Source organism: Mycobacterium sp. E342, assembly GCF_001667665.1.
Taxonomy (GTDB): domain Bacteria; phylum Actinomycetota; class Actinomycetes; order Mycobacteriales; family Mycobacteriaceae; genus Mycobacterium.
Genome location: NZ_LZJM01000207.1, coordinates 1 through 16,462, shown reverse-complemented (window position 1 = coordinate 16,462; position 16,462 = coordinate 1). Strand labels below are relative to the sequence as shown.

Below are 16,462 nucleotides of genomic sequence, written 5' to 3'. Positions count from 1 at the left end.
ACCCGTGGCGGGTCACTTCGATGGCGGCCGCGATACCACCCAGGACCGCCCCGATGATGACGATCCTCATGACTTGCTCTTGGCGTCGGCGGGGTTCATGTCCAATTCGGTTCCTGCGATCCAGGTTTCGGGTGCAGTGAGAAACACCGAATCGTCGCCGTCTTGCATCTGCACCCACCGGCGCAGCGCGCCGAGGGTGACCGGGGACATGATCGACGAGATCTGGGCGACACCTTCTTCGGTCAGCCCGGTCGAGTGCGAATCGCTGTAGGCCGCAGCGAAGATGTGTTTCTGCGCGGCGACGTTGACCCGTGGCCGGCGGGCGTAGCGGGCGGCGAGTTCCTCGACCTGCTCGAGCAGCTCGGCATCGGCGAAAACGTGGTTGACCAAGCCCAGTTCGAGCGCTTCGGTCGCTGAATAGCGCCGCGCCTCCAACATCAACTCCAACGCCTTGGAGGGCCCGAGCAGCTGCGCGAGCCGCTGCCCACCGAGCCCGGGGTTGAGCCCGATGGAGAACTCCGGCATCACAAACGACGCCGACTCAGCAGCAAAGCGCAGATCGAAATATGTGGTCAGTTCCATGCCCGCACCGGCGCACAGGCCGTTGACCGCAGCGATCCACACCGCCGGTGACTCCATGATGCGCAACGCGGTCTGATGAAAACCGATTAACGTCAGCATGCCGGCCAACGGTGACTTTGCCAGCGCGCCTTCAGCCCCGGCGGCCACAGCGGTTTTCGCCGTCCGCAACAACGCCTTGATCGCGGTGCGCGACATCGTCGGTGCGGCCTCGGCACCGGCCAGATAATCGGTGATGTCGAAATGCAGCAGATACCGATCGGCCGGCGCACCGGTCACCACCACGGCGCCCACCGTGGGGTCGGCGTCCACCGCCACGGCCAGAGCGCCGAAATCGGCCTGCACCGCGCCGGTCATCAAGTTGTGCGGCGGCGCATCCACTCGGGTCAACAGCACCCGGCCGCGCTGCTCTAAACGCAGCGTTGCAAGTGACAACGACGCGGCACGTGACGGCTGTTGACTCATCGGTTAACCCTTCCTCTCGCAGTCCGCGCGCATACGCCACCGCGAGTTTGCAGTAGTAACTGCAAGTTAATTGGCCTGGTTAGCATCGGAATCCTTTCGGCGGAAGTGGGTTTAGAACAGTTGGCGCAGCAGGGCGGCAATGCGCTTGGGTGGGGCGCCGAGCGCACCGAGAATCGCCTTCACGGCGACCTGCGGTGCCTCCTCGGCCGTGAGGTGGTCAGCCGTTAGTGCCTCGTACACGGCCCATTGCAACGCGGCGACAAGATGTACAGCAGCTGCTGCGTCGATGCCAGCGCTGAGCAGGCCGTCGGCGTTGGCCTGTTCGATCAACGCGTGCAAGCGCTGACGCATCAGTACGGTGGCGTCATTGATGTGCTCACGTGCGCCGGGTTCGCGTACCAACTCGCGCATCTGATAAAACCGTGCGTTGAACGCGCTGGTAGCCTGCACGAAACGCGCCAATGTCTCTACCGGGTCAGGGCCGTCTTCGATCGCCGTGACATGGGCGGCCAGTTCCGTGCCAACTGACGCAGCAAGAGCTTCGGTGAGCTCATCGCGATTGGCGAAGTGCCCGTATAGCGTTCGCGGGGCCACACCGGCAGCAGCCGCGATGGCCGTAAGACTGGCCCTCGGATCGTTGCCGAGCACCGTACGCGCCGCGGCCAAGATCGCGTCGCGGTTGGCGATCGCGTCAGCACGGCGGCCCGAAATATCCGATCCGCTCACCGTGCAGCATTCCTTTCATCACCGTCGCGCCGCTCGCCCATCATGGCTGCTGTTCCCACTCAGACGGCTCGGGTGCCTCATGGCCCGGCGGCAGTACGCCGTCGGGCAGGGTAATCGTCCCGTTGTCGAACACCACCTGCTCGGTGGTTAGGTAGAACTCACACGCACTGTGCTCAAAAAACCGCTTCTCGTCGGGGCGTATCACCGTCCAATAGGACCGCGAGGCGAACATCCTGACCAAGTCGAACCGGTTGGCGAACCACATCCGCACTACCGCGTCAAAGTCGGTCGCAGGCAGGCCCGGTGCTCGTGTCGGACGCGGGTGGTCAATGGTGTAGCGGCGCAGACACTTTCGCGACTCTGGCGTGGACATGAACAGCGGCGCATGCACCTGGACGTGGTAGCGCACGAAATCCTCATGGCTCATCTGCGGGAGCCGCCGAAGCAAGCTGGTCAGGATCAGCACGACCCAACCGCCTGAACCGAGACGGAGGTAGACAGCCGGCGCAGGCGCGCAGCTGTAAGCAGCGTCACCGAGCGTGCACTTCCGGATTGCATAACTTGCATAATACACTGCAACTTAATTGAGGGAAAGGGTAGCCATGATCACTGGCATAACCGCTATCCGCCGGGTGCTTGTCATCGCAATGATGCTCGACGTCACGTTCTGGACGGTGTGGTTCATCGAGCCACGTCTGATCAGCGAGGACACCTCTGAAGCATTCATGCACTACGAGAACGCATTTCCGCTAGGACATCTGCTGGTGCTGATCACCGTCCTCCTCGCCTATCTGGCGCTGCGCACCCCGCGCTGGGCGGCCACGGCCTTGATCACGCTCCCTGCCGCGGCAGGGGCCAAAGGCTACATAACCGGCGTGGACGTCCTCTACAACCTTCAGCACGATCTGTACTTCTCCAGCCCGCCGTACTACATCATCCTGCGACTGACCCTCAACGTGCTCACGCTCGCTTTCACACTGATCGCGCTGCGTTGGACGTGGGCACAACGCCATCAACTCATCGACGCCGTCCCATTGTCGAAGGACTCCTCGTCTGATCCCGCATGAATGTGACGAATCGTGGCTTGCCACCCCCTGTCCCGCTGACCGCCCGCACCGCCACAACCCGAAACGTAGCTTCGCTATCGAGGTTCTCATCAAAGCGGCAGATTCGCCATCTTCCGCCATTTCAAATGAGAATCCGCCACGAAGACGAACGAGACTTACAGCGGCGGCGGGACCTGTAGGTTCTCAAATGGCCCGGCTGATCGGGATGCCCCTAGCTGTGGCTTCACCGGAATTAGGACTTGTGAAGTCGGGGCGCCCTCGTTTCATGTTGACTGCGGTTCGGTGGCTACAGCCAAAGGGACGCTTACCGTTTAGGTCGGCTAATCAGATTCTCATCGTTGCGGCGGATCAGGCATTTGGACGTCACCAAGATGAGAACTCCGCCGGGTTGGATAAGAACCTACACAGCCGCCAGCGTCTACCGCGCCATGTTGGCAAAGCGCGACAGGTGCAGCTGGTGCGCGACGGTGACGGTCTTGGTCGGACCGTTACGGTGCTTGGCCAGAATGAAGTCCGCCTCTCCCCCGCGCGGGTCGTCGCGCTCGAACGCATCCGGACGGTTGAGCAGGATGACCATGTCCGCGTCCTGCTCCAGCGATCCCGACTCACGCAGGTCGGACAGCATCGGCTTCTTGTCGGTGCGCTGCTCGGGACCGCGGTTGAGCTGACTGATCGCGACCACGGGTACTTCGAGCTCCTTGGCCAACAGCTTGAGTTGGCGAGAGAATTCGGAAACCTCCAACTGCCGCGACTCAACCTTCTTCCCCGACGACATCAGCTGCAGATAGTCGACCACAACCAGACGCAGGTCGGCCTTCTGCTTCAGCCGGCGCGCCTTGGCGCGGATCTCCATCATCGTTAGGTTCGGCGAGTCGTCGATATACAGTGGCGCCTCACTGATTTCGCTCATCCGCCGCGCCAACCGCGTCCAGTCATCGTCGCTCATCCGCCCGGAACGCATATCGGCGAGTTTGATTTTGGCCTCCGCCGACAGCAGCCGCATGACGATCTCGGACTTGCTCATCTCCAGCGAGAAGATCACGCTGGCCAGCCGGTGCTTGATCGAGCACGACCGCATGAAGTCCAGACCGAGCGTCGAGTTGTGGGTCGGGATCATGGCTGTGCCAGCTAGGTAGAGGTGGCTGTCGTTGTCCACTTCCACGCACCGCACCGGAACGGTCTCGATCGGCCGGACGTCGACAATGAAACGCGAGCCAGAGCGAACCGTGCCGGTGGCGGCGCGACGCTCCTTGTGCAGGATAGCTTTTCGCTGCAACGCGAATACCGTGTCTTCCGTGGAGAAGGTCAGGGTGTAGGCGATGCTGGACGACTCTTGGCGGCCTCGAACGCGCTTGGTCGAGGTTTGGCAGCGATAGCCGAGGCTGACGATGAGTTCGGCGGCATCCAACGCCAGCCGGCGGCTGGTGACGGAAAATTGGACCGCCCCGCCCGCCGTCACGGTTCCGTCGGTGTCGAGCAATCCGGCGAGCAGCGCGCGCCGTTGTGCCTCGGACGCCCGCAGGTACTCCACCGGAATGTGCTTGTTTCCGAGCACCCCGAGTGTGCGCAGCCGCGCCTGCAATGTTCCGACGGCGGCGTGGCAGTTCTGGCACAACCGCAGTCCCGCCGACGGTCCCGCGCAGCGAATGCAGGTCGGACTAGGCACCGGAGCGGAGACGAACCGGGCCCGGCCGCCGCACGAACGTCCACATGTCCGCACCTGACTGGTTTGGGGGATGAAGTTCTTGCCGCACACCGCGCACTGGCGAGCAGCCGGCTCACCTTGAACCGGCAAGCGCAGCTGATAACGGTACCGAGCGGATTCCGATGGAACGGCCGCCACGCCGTCCGCTTCGATCCGCATGACGATTTCGGGATCGGCCGTGGTGATCTGGGCTGCGGCGCTGGTGCCGTCCCCGAGCCAGGCGCCGAGAGTATATGGCGGGACCAACAACTCGCGCTCCGGTAGGTCAAGCGCACGCGCGTTCAGCACGCTGTGGTTCAGTCGCCGGTCTAGCGTGTCACAGCGCAGGGTTCCAGCGATCTCCGCCGTGGTCCGCACCGTCGCGAAGGTGCGCTGATTCCTGTAGCGGTTGTAGCCCGCCGCCGCGGCTTGCGCCGACTTGCGCGACGCGCGTGTTTCGGTCAGCCACTGATGCTCGGCGTCGGCGACGATCACCGTCCCGTCCGAGAACTCCACCTCGTAGCAGGGCCGACCCAACATCACGTCGGTTGCAGCCACCACCCGCGTCGGCTGCCCGTCGGCGCCGAGCAGCTCGTCACCGACCGCGACGTCACCCATCGTCGTCCAGCCGATCGGCGTGGGCAGCAGGGTGTCCAAGGCGAGTGCCTTCCCCACTCCAGGTCTGGCCGCCACGATGATCATCTGCCCGGCATGCAGCCCGTTGGTGACCTCGTCGAGTTCGGTGAAGCCCGTCGGCACGCCGCGTGAAATGCCGCCGTTGGAGGCGATGGCGTCGATCTCGTCCATCGTCGGCTGCAGCAGGTCCTCCAGCGGGACGAAGTCCTCCGATGTCCGCCGTTCGGCGACCTCGTAGATCTCCGCCTGCGCGCGGTCGACCACCTCGGCCACGTCGGCGCCCTCGGCGCCGGCGTAGCCGTACTGCACCACCCGCGTCCCGGCCTCCACCAACCGGCGCAGCAGCGCCTTCTCGGCCACGATGGTCGCGTAGTAACCCGCGTTGGCGGCCGTGGGCACGGTCGAGATCAAGGTGTGCAGATACGGCGCCCCGCCGATGCGGCGCAGCATCCCGCGGCGGTCCAGTTCCGCGGCCACCGTCACGGCGTCGGCCGGCTCGCCGCGGCCATAGAGGTCCAGGATCGCGTCGTAGACGTTCTGGTGCGCGGGACGATAGAAGTCGCCGGGCCGCAGCCGCTCGAGCACGTCAGCGATGGCGTCCTTGCTCAGCAGCATGCCGCCCAGCACCGCCTGCTCGGCCGCGAGGTCCTGCGGTGGCTGACGTCCGAAGTCCTCACTGGGGGCCGGCGAATCCATGCCTGACGTGAGGTCATCGACGACCGCCATGGATCCCTCCTCCCCTACTACGCACCCGAACGTACATTCGAAAACCGCTCTCGTCAGCGTAAGTCAAGGAGCCGACACCTTCGCCGCACTGCGCGCGTACGCCTGGCGACGGGACGACGTTAGACGTTGCTGGCTAGGAGGTGAAAGGGGCGCTGTTCATGAACCTGTGCATCGTGTGTGCATATCCGTCGACACCTGTGTTGAGTGGGATGTGGAGAACCTGTGTATGAATTCAAGGGGCTCTGACATCGCTGCTGATAAGGGCCATGTAACGCCACGAATTTCGTGTGGACAAGAATCTCTACGGCGTGTCGTCGCAGGTTACTGCGTCGGGCGTGTTGGCTTTCAGCCACATTTTCGCAGCGTTACGGCAGGGTAAATGAGCTCCCCGGAACACCCCGCGGCAATAGTTCGCTAGGACGTGCGTCCGCGACCGCCCACGCTGCGACCAGAAAGCATGCGCGCAGCGCAACAGAACCAGGCGGCGGCCGATGACGGCCGCCGCCTGGAAAGAGCAAACGTCGGAGGCTTAGCTCTCCGCGACAACCTCGAGGGCGACCTCGACGTCGACCTCGGGATGCAGGTGCACCGACACCGGGTGGGTGCCGACGGCCTTGATGTGCGACTTGGGCAGCCGGACGATCCGTTTGTCGAGGTTCGGCCCGCCGGCCTTCTTGATGGCCGCGACGACGTCGCCGGAGGTCACCGAGCCGAACAGCTTCCCGGAGTCGGCCGCGGTCCGCACCGGCAGCTGGACGGGGCCCAGCGCCTCGATCGCCGTCTTAAGTTCGTTGGCGTGCCCCAGGTCGCGCACCGCCTTGTTCTCGCGGGAGCGGCGGATCTCGTCGGCCTGCTTCTGCGCACCGCGCGAGGCGACGATCGCCAGACCGCGCGGGAGCAGGAAGTTGCGGCCATAGCCGTCCTTGACCTCGACCGTGTCGCCGACGGTGCCGAGGTGGTCGACGTCGGCCGTCAGAATCAGCTTCATCGTTATTTCGTACTTTCGCTCGAGCTTCGGCGGCTATCGCGCCGAGGAGGTGAAGGGCAGTAGCGCCACCTCGCGGGCGTTCTTCACCGCGATGGCGATGTCACGCTGATGCTGGACGCAGTTGCCGGTGACGCGGCGTGCCCGGATCTTGCCGCGCTCACTGATGTAGGTGCGCAGCAGCGCGGTGTCCTTGTAATCGATCGCTTGCCCCTTTTTCGCGCAGAAGACACACTTCCGCGTCTTGACCGGCTTTTCCGGCGCCGGACGTCGCTTGCTGGACTTGGCCATGACTGTCTTTCTTTCCGTTTCTTACTGTTGAAGTTCTTTTAAAAGGGCGGTTCGTCGTCGCCGCCGCCGAAGGACCCGGACGCCGGGGCGCTTCCCCACGGGTCGTCGGCGGGAGCGCTGCTCGCCGGCGCCGATCCCTGCCGCGACCCGCCTCCGCCGCCGAAGCCGCCTCCGCCACCGCCGCTACGGCTGGCCTTGTTGACCTTGGCCGTGGCGTAGCGCAGCGAGGGCCCGATCTCATCGACCTCGACCTCGACGACGGTGCGCTTCTCGCCTTCGCGCGTCTCGAAGGACCGCTGCTTGAGCCGGCCGGTGACGATCACTCGCGCGCCGCGGGTGAGGCTCTCGGCCACGTTCTCGGCCGCTTCCCGCCAGATGTTGCAGCGCAGGAAGAGCGCCTCGCCGTCTTTCCATTCCCCGCTCTGGCGGTCATAGATCCGCGGAGTCGACGCCACGGTGAAATTCGCGACGGCGGCACCGGACGGGGTGAACCGCAGTTCGGGGTCGGCGGTCAGGTTTCCGACAACGGTGATAGTGGTGTCACCAGCCACAGTTTCCTCCTTGTTCCGCCCGGTGAATCGCTTCTCCGACGGTGGACGGCACGTATCCTCGCTGAGCCTACGCAAGTCCGCCGACGGTGGGCCCGCGACTCAGCGACGGGTGTTAGTGCTTGTCGGTGCGCATCACCTTGGTGCGCAACACCGACTCGTTGAGGCTCAGCTGGCGGTCGAGCTCGGAGACCGTAGCCGGCTCCGCCTTCAGGTCGACCACGACATAGATGCCTTCGGCGTGCTTGGCGATCTCGTAGGCCAGCCGGCGCCGGCCCCAGATGTCGACCTTTTCGACGGTTCCGCCGTCCTTGCGGACGACGTTGAGGAACGTCTCCAAGGACGGAGCAACGGTGCGCTCGTCGAGCGTGGGGTCAAGAATGACCATGATTTCGTATGGACGCATGGAAACCTCACCACCTCCTCTGGTCTTTACGGCCACGGTCGATCCGCGGCAGGAGGGTCGCCTGCGTCGGCAACCGCACCAGGCTACCGGACGGGCAGGGTGGCCTCCAAAATCGCGCCGGATCGCCGGTGCTGGAGCAGTCCGGCTATTGCCGGGCGTCCAAGTATTCGGTGGCCCGGTCGATCGTCGCCTGGTCGGCCTTGGCGAGGGAACCGGAGTCGAACGGTGGCTGCGGGTCGTATTCGATGAGCAGCTGGGCGGCCTGCGCCGCCTGTCGATCGACAAGCAGCTCGACGAGCCGCAAGGCCATGTCGATGCCGCTGGACACGCCCGCGGCGGTGATGATCCGCTGCGGTAGGTGCTCGACGACTCGGTCCGGCACGTAACGGGCGCCCAGGTCGTCGAGCAGGTCCCTGGCCCGCCAGTGCGTCGTGGCGGTGAGCCCGTCCAGCAGGCCCGCTGCGGCCAGCAGCAGCGCACCGGTGCACACCGACGTGGTGAACGCCGTGGTCGGGTGCACGGCTTGCAGCCAGGTGCGGATGGTGTCGTCGTGGAGCAGCTGGCGCGTGCCGATCCCGCCGGGAACCAGCACCACGTCTGGTGAGGTGACCTCGTCGAACCGCGCATCGCAGCTCAGCCCGAGCATCCCGTTCTCCGTACGCACCTCGCCCCGGCGGTGCCCGGCAAACACCACCTCGATCGAGGGGATCCGTTGCAACACTTCGTACGGCCCGATCGCGTCGAGCGCGGTCACGCGGGGAAACAGCGGGACGGCGACCAGCGTCATGGCGCCGCGGGCTCGGGTTCGGGGATCGGCGCCCGGCGCATGGCGGACGGTCGCAGCAAGTCCGGCAACCAACCCGGCGGTGCGTCGGGGGCGCGGTCGAAGGGCCCGCCCGACGGGTCATCCACCCGGCCGCCCCAGCGCACCAAATCCTCGTCGGGCCGGTAGATCTGGCGGATCACCAGAGCGCAGAGCGCGACGACGGCGACATCACGAACCAACACGGTCGTGGTGAAGAACTGCTCCGGCAGCGAACGGTTCGGATTGCCATATAAGAAGTACATCCGCGGCACCCACACCACGGCGTCGGTGGTCATCCACGCGAGCAATATCCGGCGATGCGGCAATGCCAGGACCGCCAGCGGCACCAGCCACAACGAGAACTGCGGGCTCCACACCTTGTTGGTCAACAGGAACACCGCCACGACCAAGAACACCAGCTGTGCCAGCCGCGGCCGCTTCGGGGCGGTCAGCGCCACGTATACGATTGCCGCGCAACCGGTTACAAACAGCACAGTAACCACCGCGTTCAGCACCGTCGGCGGCTCCCAGAACCCCAGACCGGGATCGAAGCCGCGCCAGCCGGTGAACGACTTCACCACGTTGTACACCGAATCCATGTCGTCACCGCGCCGGGTGTTGAGCCGGAAGAATTCCGACCATCCCCGCGGAAACAGCACCATGACAGGCAGATTCACCAACAACCACGTCGCCACGGCCGTCCCCGCGGTGCGGCCGAGCGCGCGAAAGCGCCCGGTGCGTATCGCCAGTACCACCATCGGGCCCAGGAACAACAGCGGATAAAGCTTGGCCGCCGCCCCCAGCCCGATCAGCACACCGGCCAGCACGGGTTTGCGCCGGGCCCACGCAAGGAGCCCCGCCATGGCGAATCCCGTTGCCAGCGCGTCGAAGTTGGTGAAGATCTGGAAGATCACCAGCGGCGAGGCGGCGACCAGGGCCGCATCCCAGATCCGGCGCCCCGCCAGACCGGCAGTGGCCCAGATGGTGGCCAGCCAGGCAAGGGCCAGGCCGAACGCGGAGATGTCGAAGAACATCACCACCTCGGCGACCACCGGCAGCGGGGCCAGCTTGCTCAGCGCGGTGTAGGTCTTCGCCAGCGCCATGGACACGTACTGATACATCCCGGTCAGCACCGGATACTCCATGTATCGCACCGCGGGCCGGCCGTCGTAGCGGGTCTGCGGGGTGCCGCTCCCGTCGGTCTCTACCCAGCTTGACTTGTACGGAAACTTGCCCTGGCTCAACAACTCCGCGCCGTAGAGCGGGACGGTATCGGAGTAACACAACTCGTAGTAGGCGCGCTGGTTCTCCCAGTTGGCCACCCGCTGGTCGCCGGTCCCGGTGCCGGTGCTCTGCAGGCAGGCCGCCTTCGTCGACCAACCGAGCGCCAAAAACACCAGGCCGATCAGGAACATGACCCGCAGCGGCGTCATCACCCGGGTGCGGCCGATCAGTGCGTGGCTGCCCACCGGCCCCCCCACGGCATCCGCCAGGGCGGCGCCCAACGCGTCGGTGCGGCTCGGGCAGTCGCGGTTGCCGACACTACGCAGATCGGCGGCCAGTGGCCGCGGGGAAATGGTGGCGGTCTGCCGCTGCGCCTCGGTCACGGTGGCGGCTGGCCGGGGGGCGGGGCTTGCGGCCCACCCGGCGGCACGCCCGGCTCGGGCCCGCCGGGTCCGCCCGGGCCGCCGCCGCCCGGCGGCGGAGGCGCGTTGGTGATCGTCGTGGGCGGGCCGATCGGGATGGTGATGCCGGGCGCCACCTCGATGGTGGGCTGAATGACGGTCACCGAGGGCTGCGGGGGCGGGGGTGGGGGCGCCGGGACGCCCGCGTAGCCGCCGATCTCGGTCGGCTTGGGGAAGGATTCGTTGGAGGTGCCCTTCAGGGCCCCGTCCATCGTGGACTTCCAGATGTCCGACGGCAGCCCCGAGCCGTAAACCGGTGAGCCCGAAGCGGTTACCAGCGGCACGTCACCCTTCGCGGTGCCCACCCACACCGCCGTCGCCAACGACGGCGTGTACCCGACCATCCAGGCGTCCTTGTCGGCGGTGGTGTCGCCCAGCTGCGTGGTGCCCGTCTTGGCCGCCGACGACCTGCCGCCGGCCAGGGCATGACCCCGCGAATAGCTGGCGATCGGTTCCATTGCCGCGGTGACGTTGTCGGCCACGGCCTTCGGGATTCGCTGCTCGCCGTTGTTCTCGGATTTGCTCGCGTCGAAGAGCACCTGGCCGTCGGAGTTGACGACCTTCTGCACGAAGTGCGGCCGGTGGTAGACGCCGGAGGCGGCCAGTGTGGCGTACGCGGAGGCCATGTCGATGACCCGGGTCTGGTATTGGCCCAACACGATTCCGTTGTTGGGCGGCCCGCCCTTGCCGTCTTCAGACAACGTGTGGTCCACCCCGGGGAAGCTGGTCGCCACGCCGGCCTGGTGCGCGGCGTCGGCTACGGCCTGCGGTCCGCCCTTGAGCTTGAGCATCAGCCGGTAATACGAGGTGTTCAACGACTGTTTGAGCGCCTGAGCGATGTTGCACGTCCCACAGCTCTCGCCGTCGACGTTGGTGATCTTGATGCCGTCGACGGTCAGCGGCGAACTGTCGACCTGATAACCCAGACCGATCCCCTGCTCGAGCGCGGCGACCAGGGCGAACACCTTGAACGACGAACCGGTCTGCAGCCCGGCCTGAGCGAAGTCGAAGCCGTTGGCGTCCGAGCCGCCGTAGTACGCGCGGATCGCCCCGTCGTGCGGGTCGATGGACACCACGGCCGACCGCATGTCGGGGTCTTGCCCGTCAAGGTATTTCGACACGGCCTTCTCGGCCGCCTGCTGGGCCTTGGGGTCGATAGTGGTGGTGACCTGCAGGCCCTGGGTGTTCAGGGTCCGCTCGTCGATGTTGAACAGCTCCATCAACTCTTTGGTCACCTGGCGCTCGATCAGCCCGTTGGGACCCGTCGTCTGGTTCTCCGCGCGCGCCTGATCGGGCGGCACGGTCTGTGGAAATTCCTGTGCGGCGCGGTCACTGGGTGAGAGTGCCTTGGTCTCCACCATGCCGTCGAGAACCCAGTTCCAGCGGGCCCGGGCGCCCTGCGGGTCGACCGCGGGGTCCAGCGCGGACGGCCGCCGGATGAGCGCCGCCAACAGCGCACCCTCCGAGACGGTGAGCTGCTCGACGGGCTTGTTGAAGTAGGCCTTGGCGGCGGCGGAGATCCCGTACGCGCCGCGGCCGAAGTAGATGATGTTCAGGTAAGCCTGCAGCACATCGTCTTTCGACCACTCCCCCGACATCTTGGTGGCGATCACGAGTTCCTTGGCCTTGCGCATCAAGCCGCTGAGCCCATGTTGAGCCGACCCCACCAGCGCGTTCTTCACGTATTGCTGGGTGATCGTCGACCCGCCCTGCAGGTCCCCGTTACCAAAGAGGTTGTTGTCCACCGCCCGCGCGAAGCCGCTGAAGTCGAACCCCGGGTTCGAATAGAAATTGCGGTCCTCGGCGGCGATCACCGCCTGGCGCACGTGCACCGGCACCTGGTTGATGTTGACATCCACCCGATTACCTTCGGGCGGAATGATCTTGGCGATTTCGGACCCGTCGCTGGCCAGGATGGTGGACACCTGGTTGGTGCGCAGGTCGCCCGGCTTGGGAATGTCGACGATGAAGTACGCCATGGCGAACGTGACGATCGGCAGGAGCACCAGCACCGCCGCCGACAGGTACGCCGCCCGCCGCACCCACAGCCAGTTGATCTGCTGGGTCCAGTGAACGTCACCCCGCGGCCGGCGCCCGAAGCCGTCCGGGCCGCCGGGCCGTCCCCGCGGCCCGGGTGGCGGCGGGCCTTCGGGCGGACGCCCTCCCCCGCTCGGCCGGCCCCGACGCGGCGACGTCCGGCTGTCCAGTGCGGCCTTGACCTCCTCCAGCGCATCCCGTTGCAGGGGCGCCGACGGAGGACCGCCCAGTGCGGCCCTGACCTCGTCGATGCTCGGATCCGGTCGCCGGGGGGAACGGTCGTCGACGACCGGCGGGAGGACCGTGGTCAGCCGGTCGTCGGGGGGAACGCCACGGCGGTGACCGGGTGCCGGCGGCGCGTCACGCCGGCGGTCGCCGGTTCCATGTCTGCCCACACGCTCAGTCGCCGGCCCGTCCGGGTCTCCGGGCGACTGGTCGTGGGGTCCGCCGTTATTCAATGGCCGTTCGCGCGCCGTCGCGCGCCGTCCGCGTACTCCTGGTGCCCTTGGGTGGGCGGGCCGCGCCGAGAACGTACGACTTGACCAGGTGATTCCACTCGCAGGTCCGGCATACCTCCACCACGTGGACGGCGAACTCCTCGAAGCGGGTGGCCAGCAGGACCAACTCTTCGGCCGTGCGCGCCGAACCCGACACCGGGCCCAGGTGTTCGCCGAACACCCATGACACCAGCGTCAGCTGCTCCTTGCGGCAGATCGGGCACATGACCTGACTCGGTTTCCCGTGAAACTTGGCGGCGCGCAGCAGATAAGGGTTCGCGTCACACACCTCGGACACACCCGTGCGGCCCGAATACACCTCGGCCAGCAGTGCCCGTCGCCGGAGGGCGTAGTCCACCACTTGTCGCTGCAGTCGCACGTCCCCCAGCGTACGTCGCCATCGGCGAGCACCGATACGCAACCAAACCGTGGCGCCCGCACCGGTAACCCGGAGGGCGCCGCTTTCTCCGCCTGAACCGGGACCGGACTCTACGATCATCCCCGTGGCGAAATGGCTCGGGACATCGCTCGGCGAGCGGCCGACACCGAACACCCGCGCGACGGACACCAACCGGCAAGACGCCTGCAAGATCCTCGACGACGCGTTGAACGACGGCCAGCTCTCGATGGAGGAACACCGGGTACGGGTCAGCGCGGCCACCAATGCGGTCACCCTCGGTGACCTGCAAGCGCTGGTGACCGACCTGCAGACCGACAGCTCCGCGTTGCCGACACCGGCCGTCAAGGGACCCCGGGTGCCACCGAAGCTGGGCGGGTGGGGCTCGCTCGCCGTCGCCTTCGTCGTGTCGGTGCTACTGGGGATCGGCATCGGATGGGGCCTGTACGGCAACACCCGGTCGCCACTGGACTTCACCAGCGACCCCGGGGCCAAGCCCGACGGAGTTGGCCCCCTCGTGCTGACCCCGCCCACCCAACTGCATTCGGTGGGCGGGCTCACCGGGCTGCTGGAGCAAACCCGCAAACGGTTCGGCGACGCCATGGGATACCGGCTGGTGATCTACCCGACGTACGCCGTGCTCGACCGGCCGGATCCCTCCGATGATCGTCGCGTGCTGGCCTACACCTACCGCGGCGGCTGGGGCGACCCGACCAGCTCGGCCAAGAGCTCCGTGGACGGTCCCGTGCCGGTGGACCTCAGCAAGTTCGACGTGACGGCGACGGTGGGCATCATGCGTGGTGCGCCGCAGACCCTGCACATGAAGCCGGCAGACGTCAAAACCGAGTACCTGAACATCGAACCGGCGACCGACCCGACCACCCCGGGCGCCCTGTCCCTGTCGCTGTATGTCTCGAGCGACTACGGTAGTGGCTACATCGTCTTCGCAGGTGACGGCACCGTCAAGCAACTGAACTTGCCGTCCTGACAGCCCGGTGAGCCCGCCGGCTCCCACCGCGATTCGCTCCCGCGCGCCTTGCCTAACAGCTGACGAACATCCGGTGGTGTTGTGGCGAATATATCGAGGCGATACGATTACGCGAGGCGTCGAACCGTCGTAACCGACCGTGCAAAGGGGGTGATTCGATGCTGGAGCTCGCGATCCTGGGCCTTCTGATCGAATCGCCGATGCATGGCTACGAGTTGCGCAAGCGGCTGACCGGCCTCCTCGGTGCGTTCCGCGCGTTCTCGTACGGCTCGCTGTACCCGGCCCTCCGGCGGATGCAGGCCGAAGGGTTGATCGCCGAGGATGCCGCCCCTGCCGGAACCCCGGTTCGGCGTGCCCGGCGCGTCTACCAGCTAACCGACGAGGGCCGTCGGCGCTTCGGTGAGCTGGTGGCAGACACGGGTCCGCACAACTACACCGACGACGGCTTCGGGGTGCACCTGGCGTTCTTCAACCGGACTCCGGCGGAAGCACGCATGCGCATCCTGGAAGGCCGCCGCCGTCAGGTTGAGGAGCGGCGGGAGGGCCTGCGCGAAGCAGTGGCGCGGGCCAGTAACTCGTTCGACCGTTACACCCGCCAGCTTCACCAACTGGGGCTCGAGTCCAGTGAGCGCGAAGTGAAGTGGCTCAACGAGCTCATTGCCGCGGAGCGGGCGATGCCCGGCCTCTCCGAGCAGACGTAGATACCCCTGCACGAAATTCATCAGCTGCGACCACAAGGTTATGGAAGTTAGGAGAACGCCCTATGAGTGAGCACCAGCCGCCGACGGCGGAAGAGGCGCAGACGGAGGTACGAGTCGCCATTGTCGGCGTCGGTAACTGCGCGTCGTCGCTGGTACAGGGCGTCGAGTACTACCAGAACGCCGACGAGAACAGCACCGTGCCCGGCCTGATGCACGTGAAGTTCGGCCAGTACCACGTGCGCGACGTCAAGTTCGTCGCCGCCTTCGACGTGGACGCCAAGAAGGTCGGCTTCGACCTGTCCGACGCCATCTTCGCCTCGGAGAACAACACGATCAAGATCGCCGACGTGCCGCCCACCAACGTGGTGGTGCAGCGCGGCCCGACCCTGGACGGCATCGGCAAGTACTACGCCGACACCATCGAGCTGTCGGACGTCGAGCCCGTCGACGTGGTGCAGGCGCTGAAAGAGGCCAAGGTCGACGTGCTGGTGTCCTACCTGCCCGTGGGCTCGGAAGAGGCCGACAAGTTCTACGCCCAGTGCGCCATCGACGCCGGCGTGGCGTTCGTCAACGCGCTGCCGGTGTTCATCGCCTCGGACCCGGTGTGGGCCAAGAAGTTCGCCGACGCGGGTGTGCCCATCGTGGGCGATGACATCAAGAGCCAGGTCGGCGCCACCATCACCCACCGCGTGATGGCTAAGCTGTTCGAGGACCGCGGCGTGCAACTCGACCGCACCATGCAGCTCAACGTGGGCGGCAACATGGACTTCCTCAACATGCTCGAGCGTGAGCGGCTGGAGTCCAAGAAGATCTCCAAGACGCAGGCCGTCACCTCCAATCTGCAGCGCGAGTTCAAGACCAAGGACGTGCACATCGGTCCGTCCGACCACGTCGGCTGGCTCGACGACCGGAAGTGGGCCTACGTGCGGCTCGAGGGCCGGGCGTTCGGCGACGTGCCGCTGAACCTGGAGTACAAGCTCGAGGTGTGGGACTCGCCGAACTCGGCGGGCGTCATCATCGACGCGGTGCGCGCGGCCAAGATCGCCAAGGACCGCGGCATCGGCGGCCCGGTGATCCCGGCGTCGGCCTACCTGATGAAGAGCCCGCCGCAGCAGCTGCCCGACGACGTCGCGCGCACGCAGCTCGAAGAGTTCATCATCGCGGGCTGAGCCCCTTCGGCCACCAGAGCCGCGAGCGTAACGTTGCGGCGAATTCCAGCGGTGAAAATCGCCGTGACGT

At 66.1% G+C, this 16,462-nt stretch carries 16 protein-coding genes; 4 read left to right on the top strand and 12 right to left on the bottom strand.

The features are described from left to right. Positions 1-66: 66 nt before the first annotated feature. The 3 genes from A5692_RS15490 to A5692_RS15480 form a co-directional block, all read right to left on the bottom strand. A complete protein-coding gene (locus A5692_RS15490) occupies positions 67-1,044 on the bottom strand; it encodes an enoyl-CoA hydratase/isomerase family protein (RefSeq protein ID WP_156766101.1) in 978 nt (325 codons plus the stop codon). Positions 1,045-1,155: 111 nt separating this feature from the next. After that, the gene (locus A5692_RS15485) at positions 1,156-1,770 is read right to left on the bottom strand and encodes a TetR/AcrR family transcriptional regulator (protein WP_068057367.1); all 615 of its coding nucleotides are present in this window, start codon (positions 1,768-1,770) and stop codon (positions 1,156-1,158) included. A gap of 40 nt (positions 1,771-1,810) precedes the next feature. Next, complete coding sequence (locus A5692_RS15480) at positions 1,811-2,236, bottom strand: EthD domain-containing protein (protein WP_068057365.1); 426 nt, start codon at positions 2,234-2,236, stop codon at positions 1,811-1,813. A 136-nt stretch (positions 2,237-2,372) separates the two neighbouring features. Here A5692_RS15480 and A5692_RS15475 point away from each other — a divergent pair, with 136 nt between their 5' ends. After that, a complete protein-coding gene (locus A5692_RS15475) occupies positions 2,373-2,837 on the top strand; it encodes a hypothetical protein (RefSeq protein ID WP_156766100.1) in 465 nt (154 codons plus the stop codon). Between the two features lie 418 nt (positions 2,838-3,255). Here A5692_RS15475 and dnaB read toward each other — a convergent pair whose 3' ends face one another. From dnaB to A5692_RS15430, 9 genes are all read right to left on the bottom strand, one after another. Then, complete coding sequence (gene dnaB, locus A5692_RS15470; protein ID WP_068057361.1) at positions 3,256-5,883, bottom strand: replicative DNA helicase; 2,628 nt, start codon at positions 5,881-5,883, stop codon at positions 3,256-3,258. A gap of 529 nt (positions 5,884-6,412) precedes the next feature. After that, entirely contained in the window at positions 6,413-6,871 is a 459-nt protein-coding gene (gene rplI, locus A5692_RS15465; RefSeq protein WP_007166948.1) for a 50S ribosomal protein L9, read from the bottom strand. Between the two features lie 33 nt (positions 6,872-6,904). Continuing rightward, positions 6,905-7,159: a 30S ribosomal protein S18 gene (gene rpsR / locus A5692_RS15460; protein WP_068038067.1), complete on the bottom strand. Its 255-nt coding sequence runs from the start codon at positions 7,157-7,159 to the stop codon at positions 6,905-6,907. 38 nt (positions 7,160-7,197) lie between these two features. Beyond that, a complete protein-coding gene (locus A5692_RS15455; protein ID WP_068038065.1) occupies positions 7,198-7,710 on the bottom strand; it encodes a single-stranded DNA-binding protein in 513 nt (170 codons plus the stop codon). Between the two features lie 112 nt (positions 7,711-7,822). Continuing rightward, positions 7,823-8,113 carry a 30S ribosomal protein S6 gene (gene rpsF / locus A5692_RS15450; protein ID WP_036362157.1) on the bottom strand — a complete coding sequence of 97 codons (291 nt, stop codon included), beginning with the start codon at positions 8,111-8,113 and terminating at the stop codon, positions 7,823-7,825. Between the two features lie 145 nt (positions 8,114-8,258). After that, complete coding sequence (locus A5692_RS15445) at positions 8,259-8,900, bottom strand: DJ-1/PfpI family protein (RefSeq protein ID WP_068057360.1); 642 nt, start codon at positions 8,898-8,900, stop codon at positions 8,259-8,261. Then, entirely contained in the window at positions 8,897-10,525 is a 1,629-nt protein-coding gene (locus tag A5692_RS15440) for a glycosyltransferase family 87 protein (RefSeq protein ID WP_068057358.1), read from the bottom strand. Before A5692_RS15440 ends, A5692_RS15445 begins: the two co-directional genes overlap by 4 nt. Next, the gene (locus tag A5692_RS15435) at positions 10,522-13,035 is read right to left on the bottom strand and encodes a transglycosylase domain-containing protein (protein ID WP_068057356.1); all 2,514 of its coding nucleotides are present in this window, start codon (positions 13,033-13,035) and stop codon (positions 10,522-10,524) included. The genes A5692_RS15440 and A5692_RS15435 overlap by 4 nt, the downstream gene beginning before the upstream one ends. Positions 13,036-13,090: 55 nt before the next feature. Then, a complete protein-coding gene (locus A5692_RS15430; RefSeq protein WP_067928332.1) occupies positions 13,091-13,516 on the bottom strand; it encodes a DUF5318 family protein in 426 nt (141 codons plus the stop codon). A gap of 124 nt (positions 13,517-13,640) precedes the next feature. On the opposite strand from A5692_RS15430, the gene A5692_RS15425 reads away from it, so the two are divergent. From A5692_RS15425 to A5692_RS15415, 3 genes are all read left to right on the top strand, one after another. Then, positions 13,641-14,522 carry a DUF1707 domain-containing protein gene (locus A5692_RS15425; protein ID WP_068057355.1) on the top strand — a complete coding sequence of 294 codons (882 nt, stop codon included), beginning with the start codon at positions 13,641-13,643 and terminating at the stop codon, positions 14,520-14,522. A gap of 158 nt (positions 14,523-14,680) precedes the next feature. Next, a complete protein-coding gene (locus A5692_RS15420) occupies positions 14,681-15,223 on the top strand; it encodes a PadR family transcriptional regulator (protein ID WP_055399552.1) in 543 nt (180 codons plus the stop codon). A gap of 62 nt (positions 15,224-15,285) precedes the next feature. Beyond that, positions 15,286-16,392: an inositol-3-phosphate synthase gene (locus A5692_RS15415; protein ID WP_068057353.1), complete on the top strand. Its 1,107-nt coding sequence runs from the start codon at positions 15,286-15,288 to the stop codon at positions 16,390-16,392. The last annotated feature ends 70 nt before the right edge of the window (positions 16,393-16,462 follow it).

What these genes read in the sequence shown, in the direction of transcription:
- rpsR (WP_068038067.1), bottom strand. Translation starts at nt 7,159, where the DNA reads ATGGCCAAGTCCAGCAAGCGACGTCCGGCGCCGGAAAAGCCGGTCAAG.
- rpsF (WP_036362157.1), bottom strand. Translation starts at nt 8,113, where the DNA reads ATGCGTCCATACGAAATCATGGTCATTCTTGACCCCACGCTCGACGAG.
- A5692_RS15420 (WP_055399552.1), top strand. Translation starts at nt 14,681, where the DNA reads ATGCTGGAGCTCGCGATCCTGGGCCTTCTGATCGAATCGCCGATGCAT.
- A5692_RS15415 (WP_068057353.1), top strand. Translation starts at nt 15,286, where the DNA reads ATGAGTGAGCACCAGCCGCCGACGGCGGAAGAGGCGCAGACGGAGGTA.
- rplI (WP_007166948.1), bottom strand. Translation starts at nt 6,871, where the DNA reads ATGAAGCTGATTCTGACGGCCGACGTCGACCACCTCGGCACCGTCGGC.
- A5692_RS15475 (WP_156766100.1), top strand. Translation starts at nt 2,373, where the DNA reads ATGATCACTGGCATAACCGCTATCCGCCGGGTGCTTGTCATCGCAATG.
- A5692_RS15490 (WP_156766101.1), bottom strand. Translation starts at nt 1,044, where the DNA reads ATGAGTCAACAGCCGTCACGTGCCGCGTCGTTGTCACTTGCAACGCTG.
- dnaB (WP_068057361.1), bottom strand. Translation starts at nt 5,883, where the DNA reads ATGGCGGTCGTCGATGACCTCACGTCAGGCATGGATTCGCCGGCCCCC.
- A5692_RS15445 (WP_068057360.1), bottom strand. Translation starts at nt 8,900, where the DNA reads ATGACGCTGGTCGCCGTCCCGCTGTTTCCCCGCGTGACCGCGCTCGAC.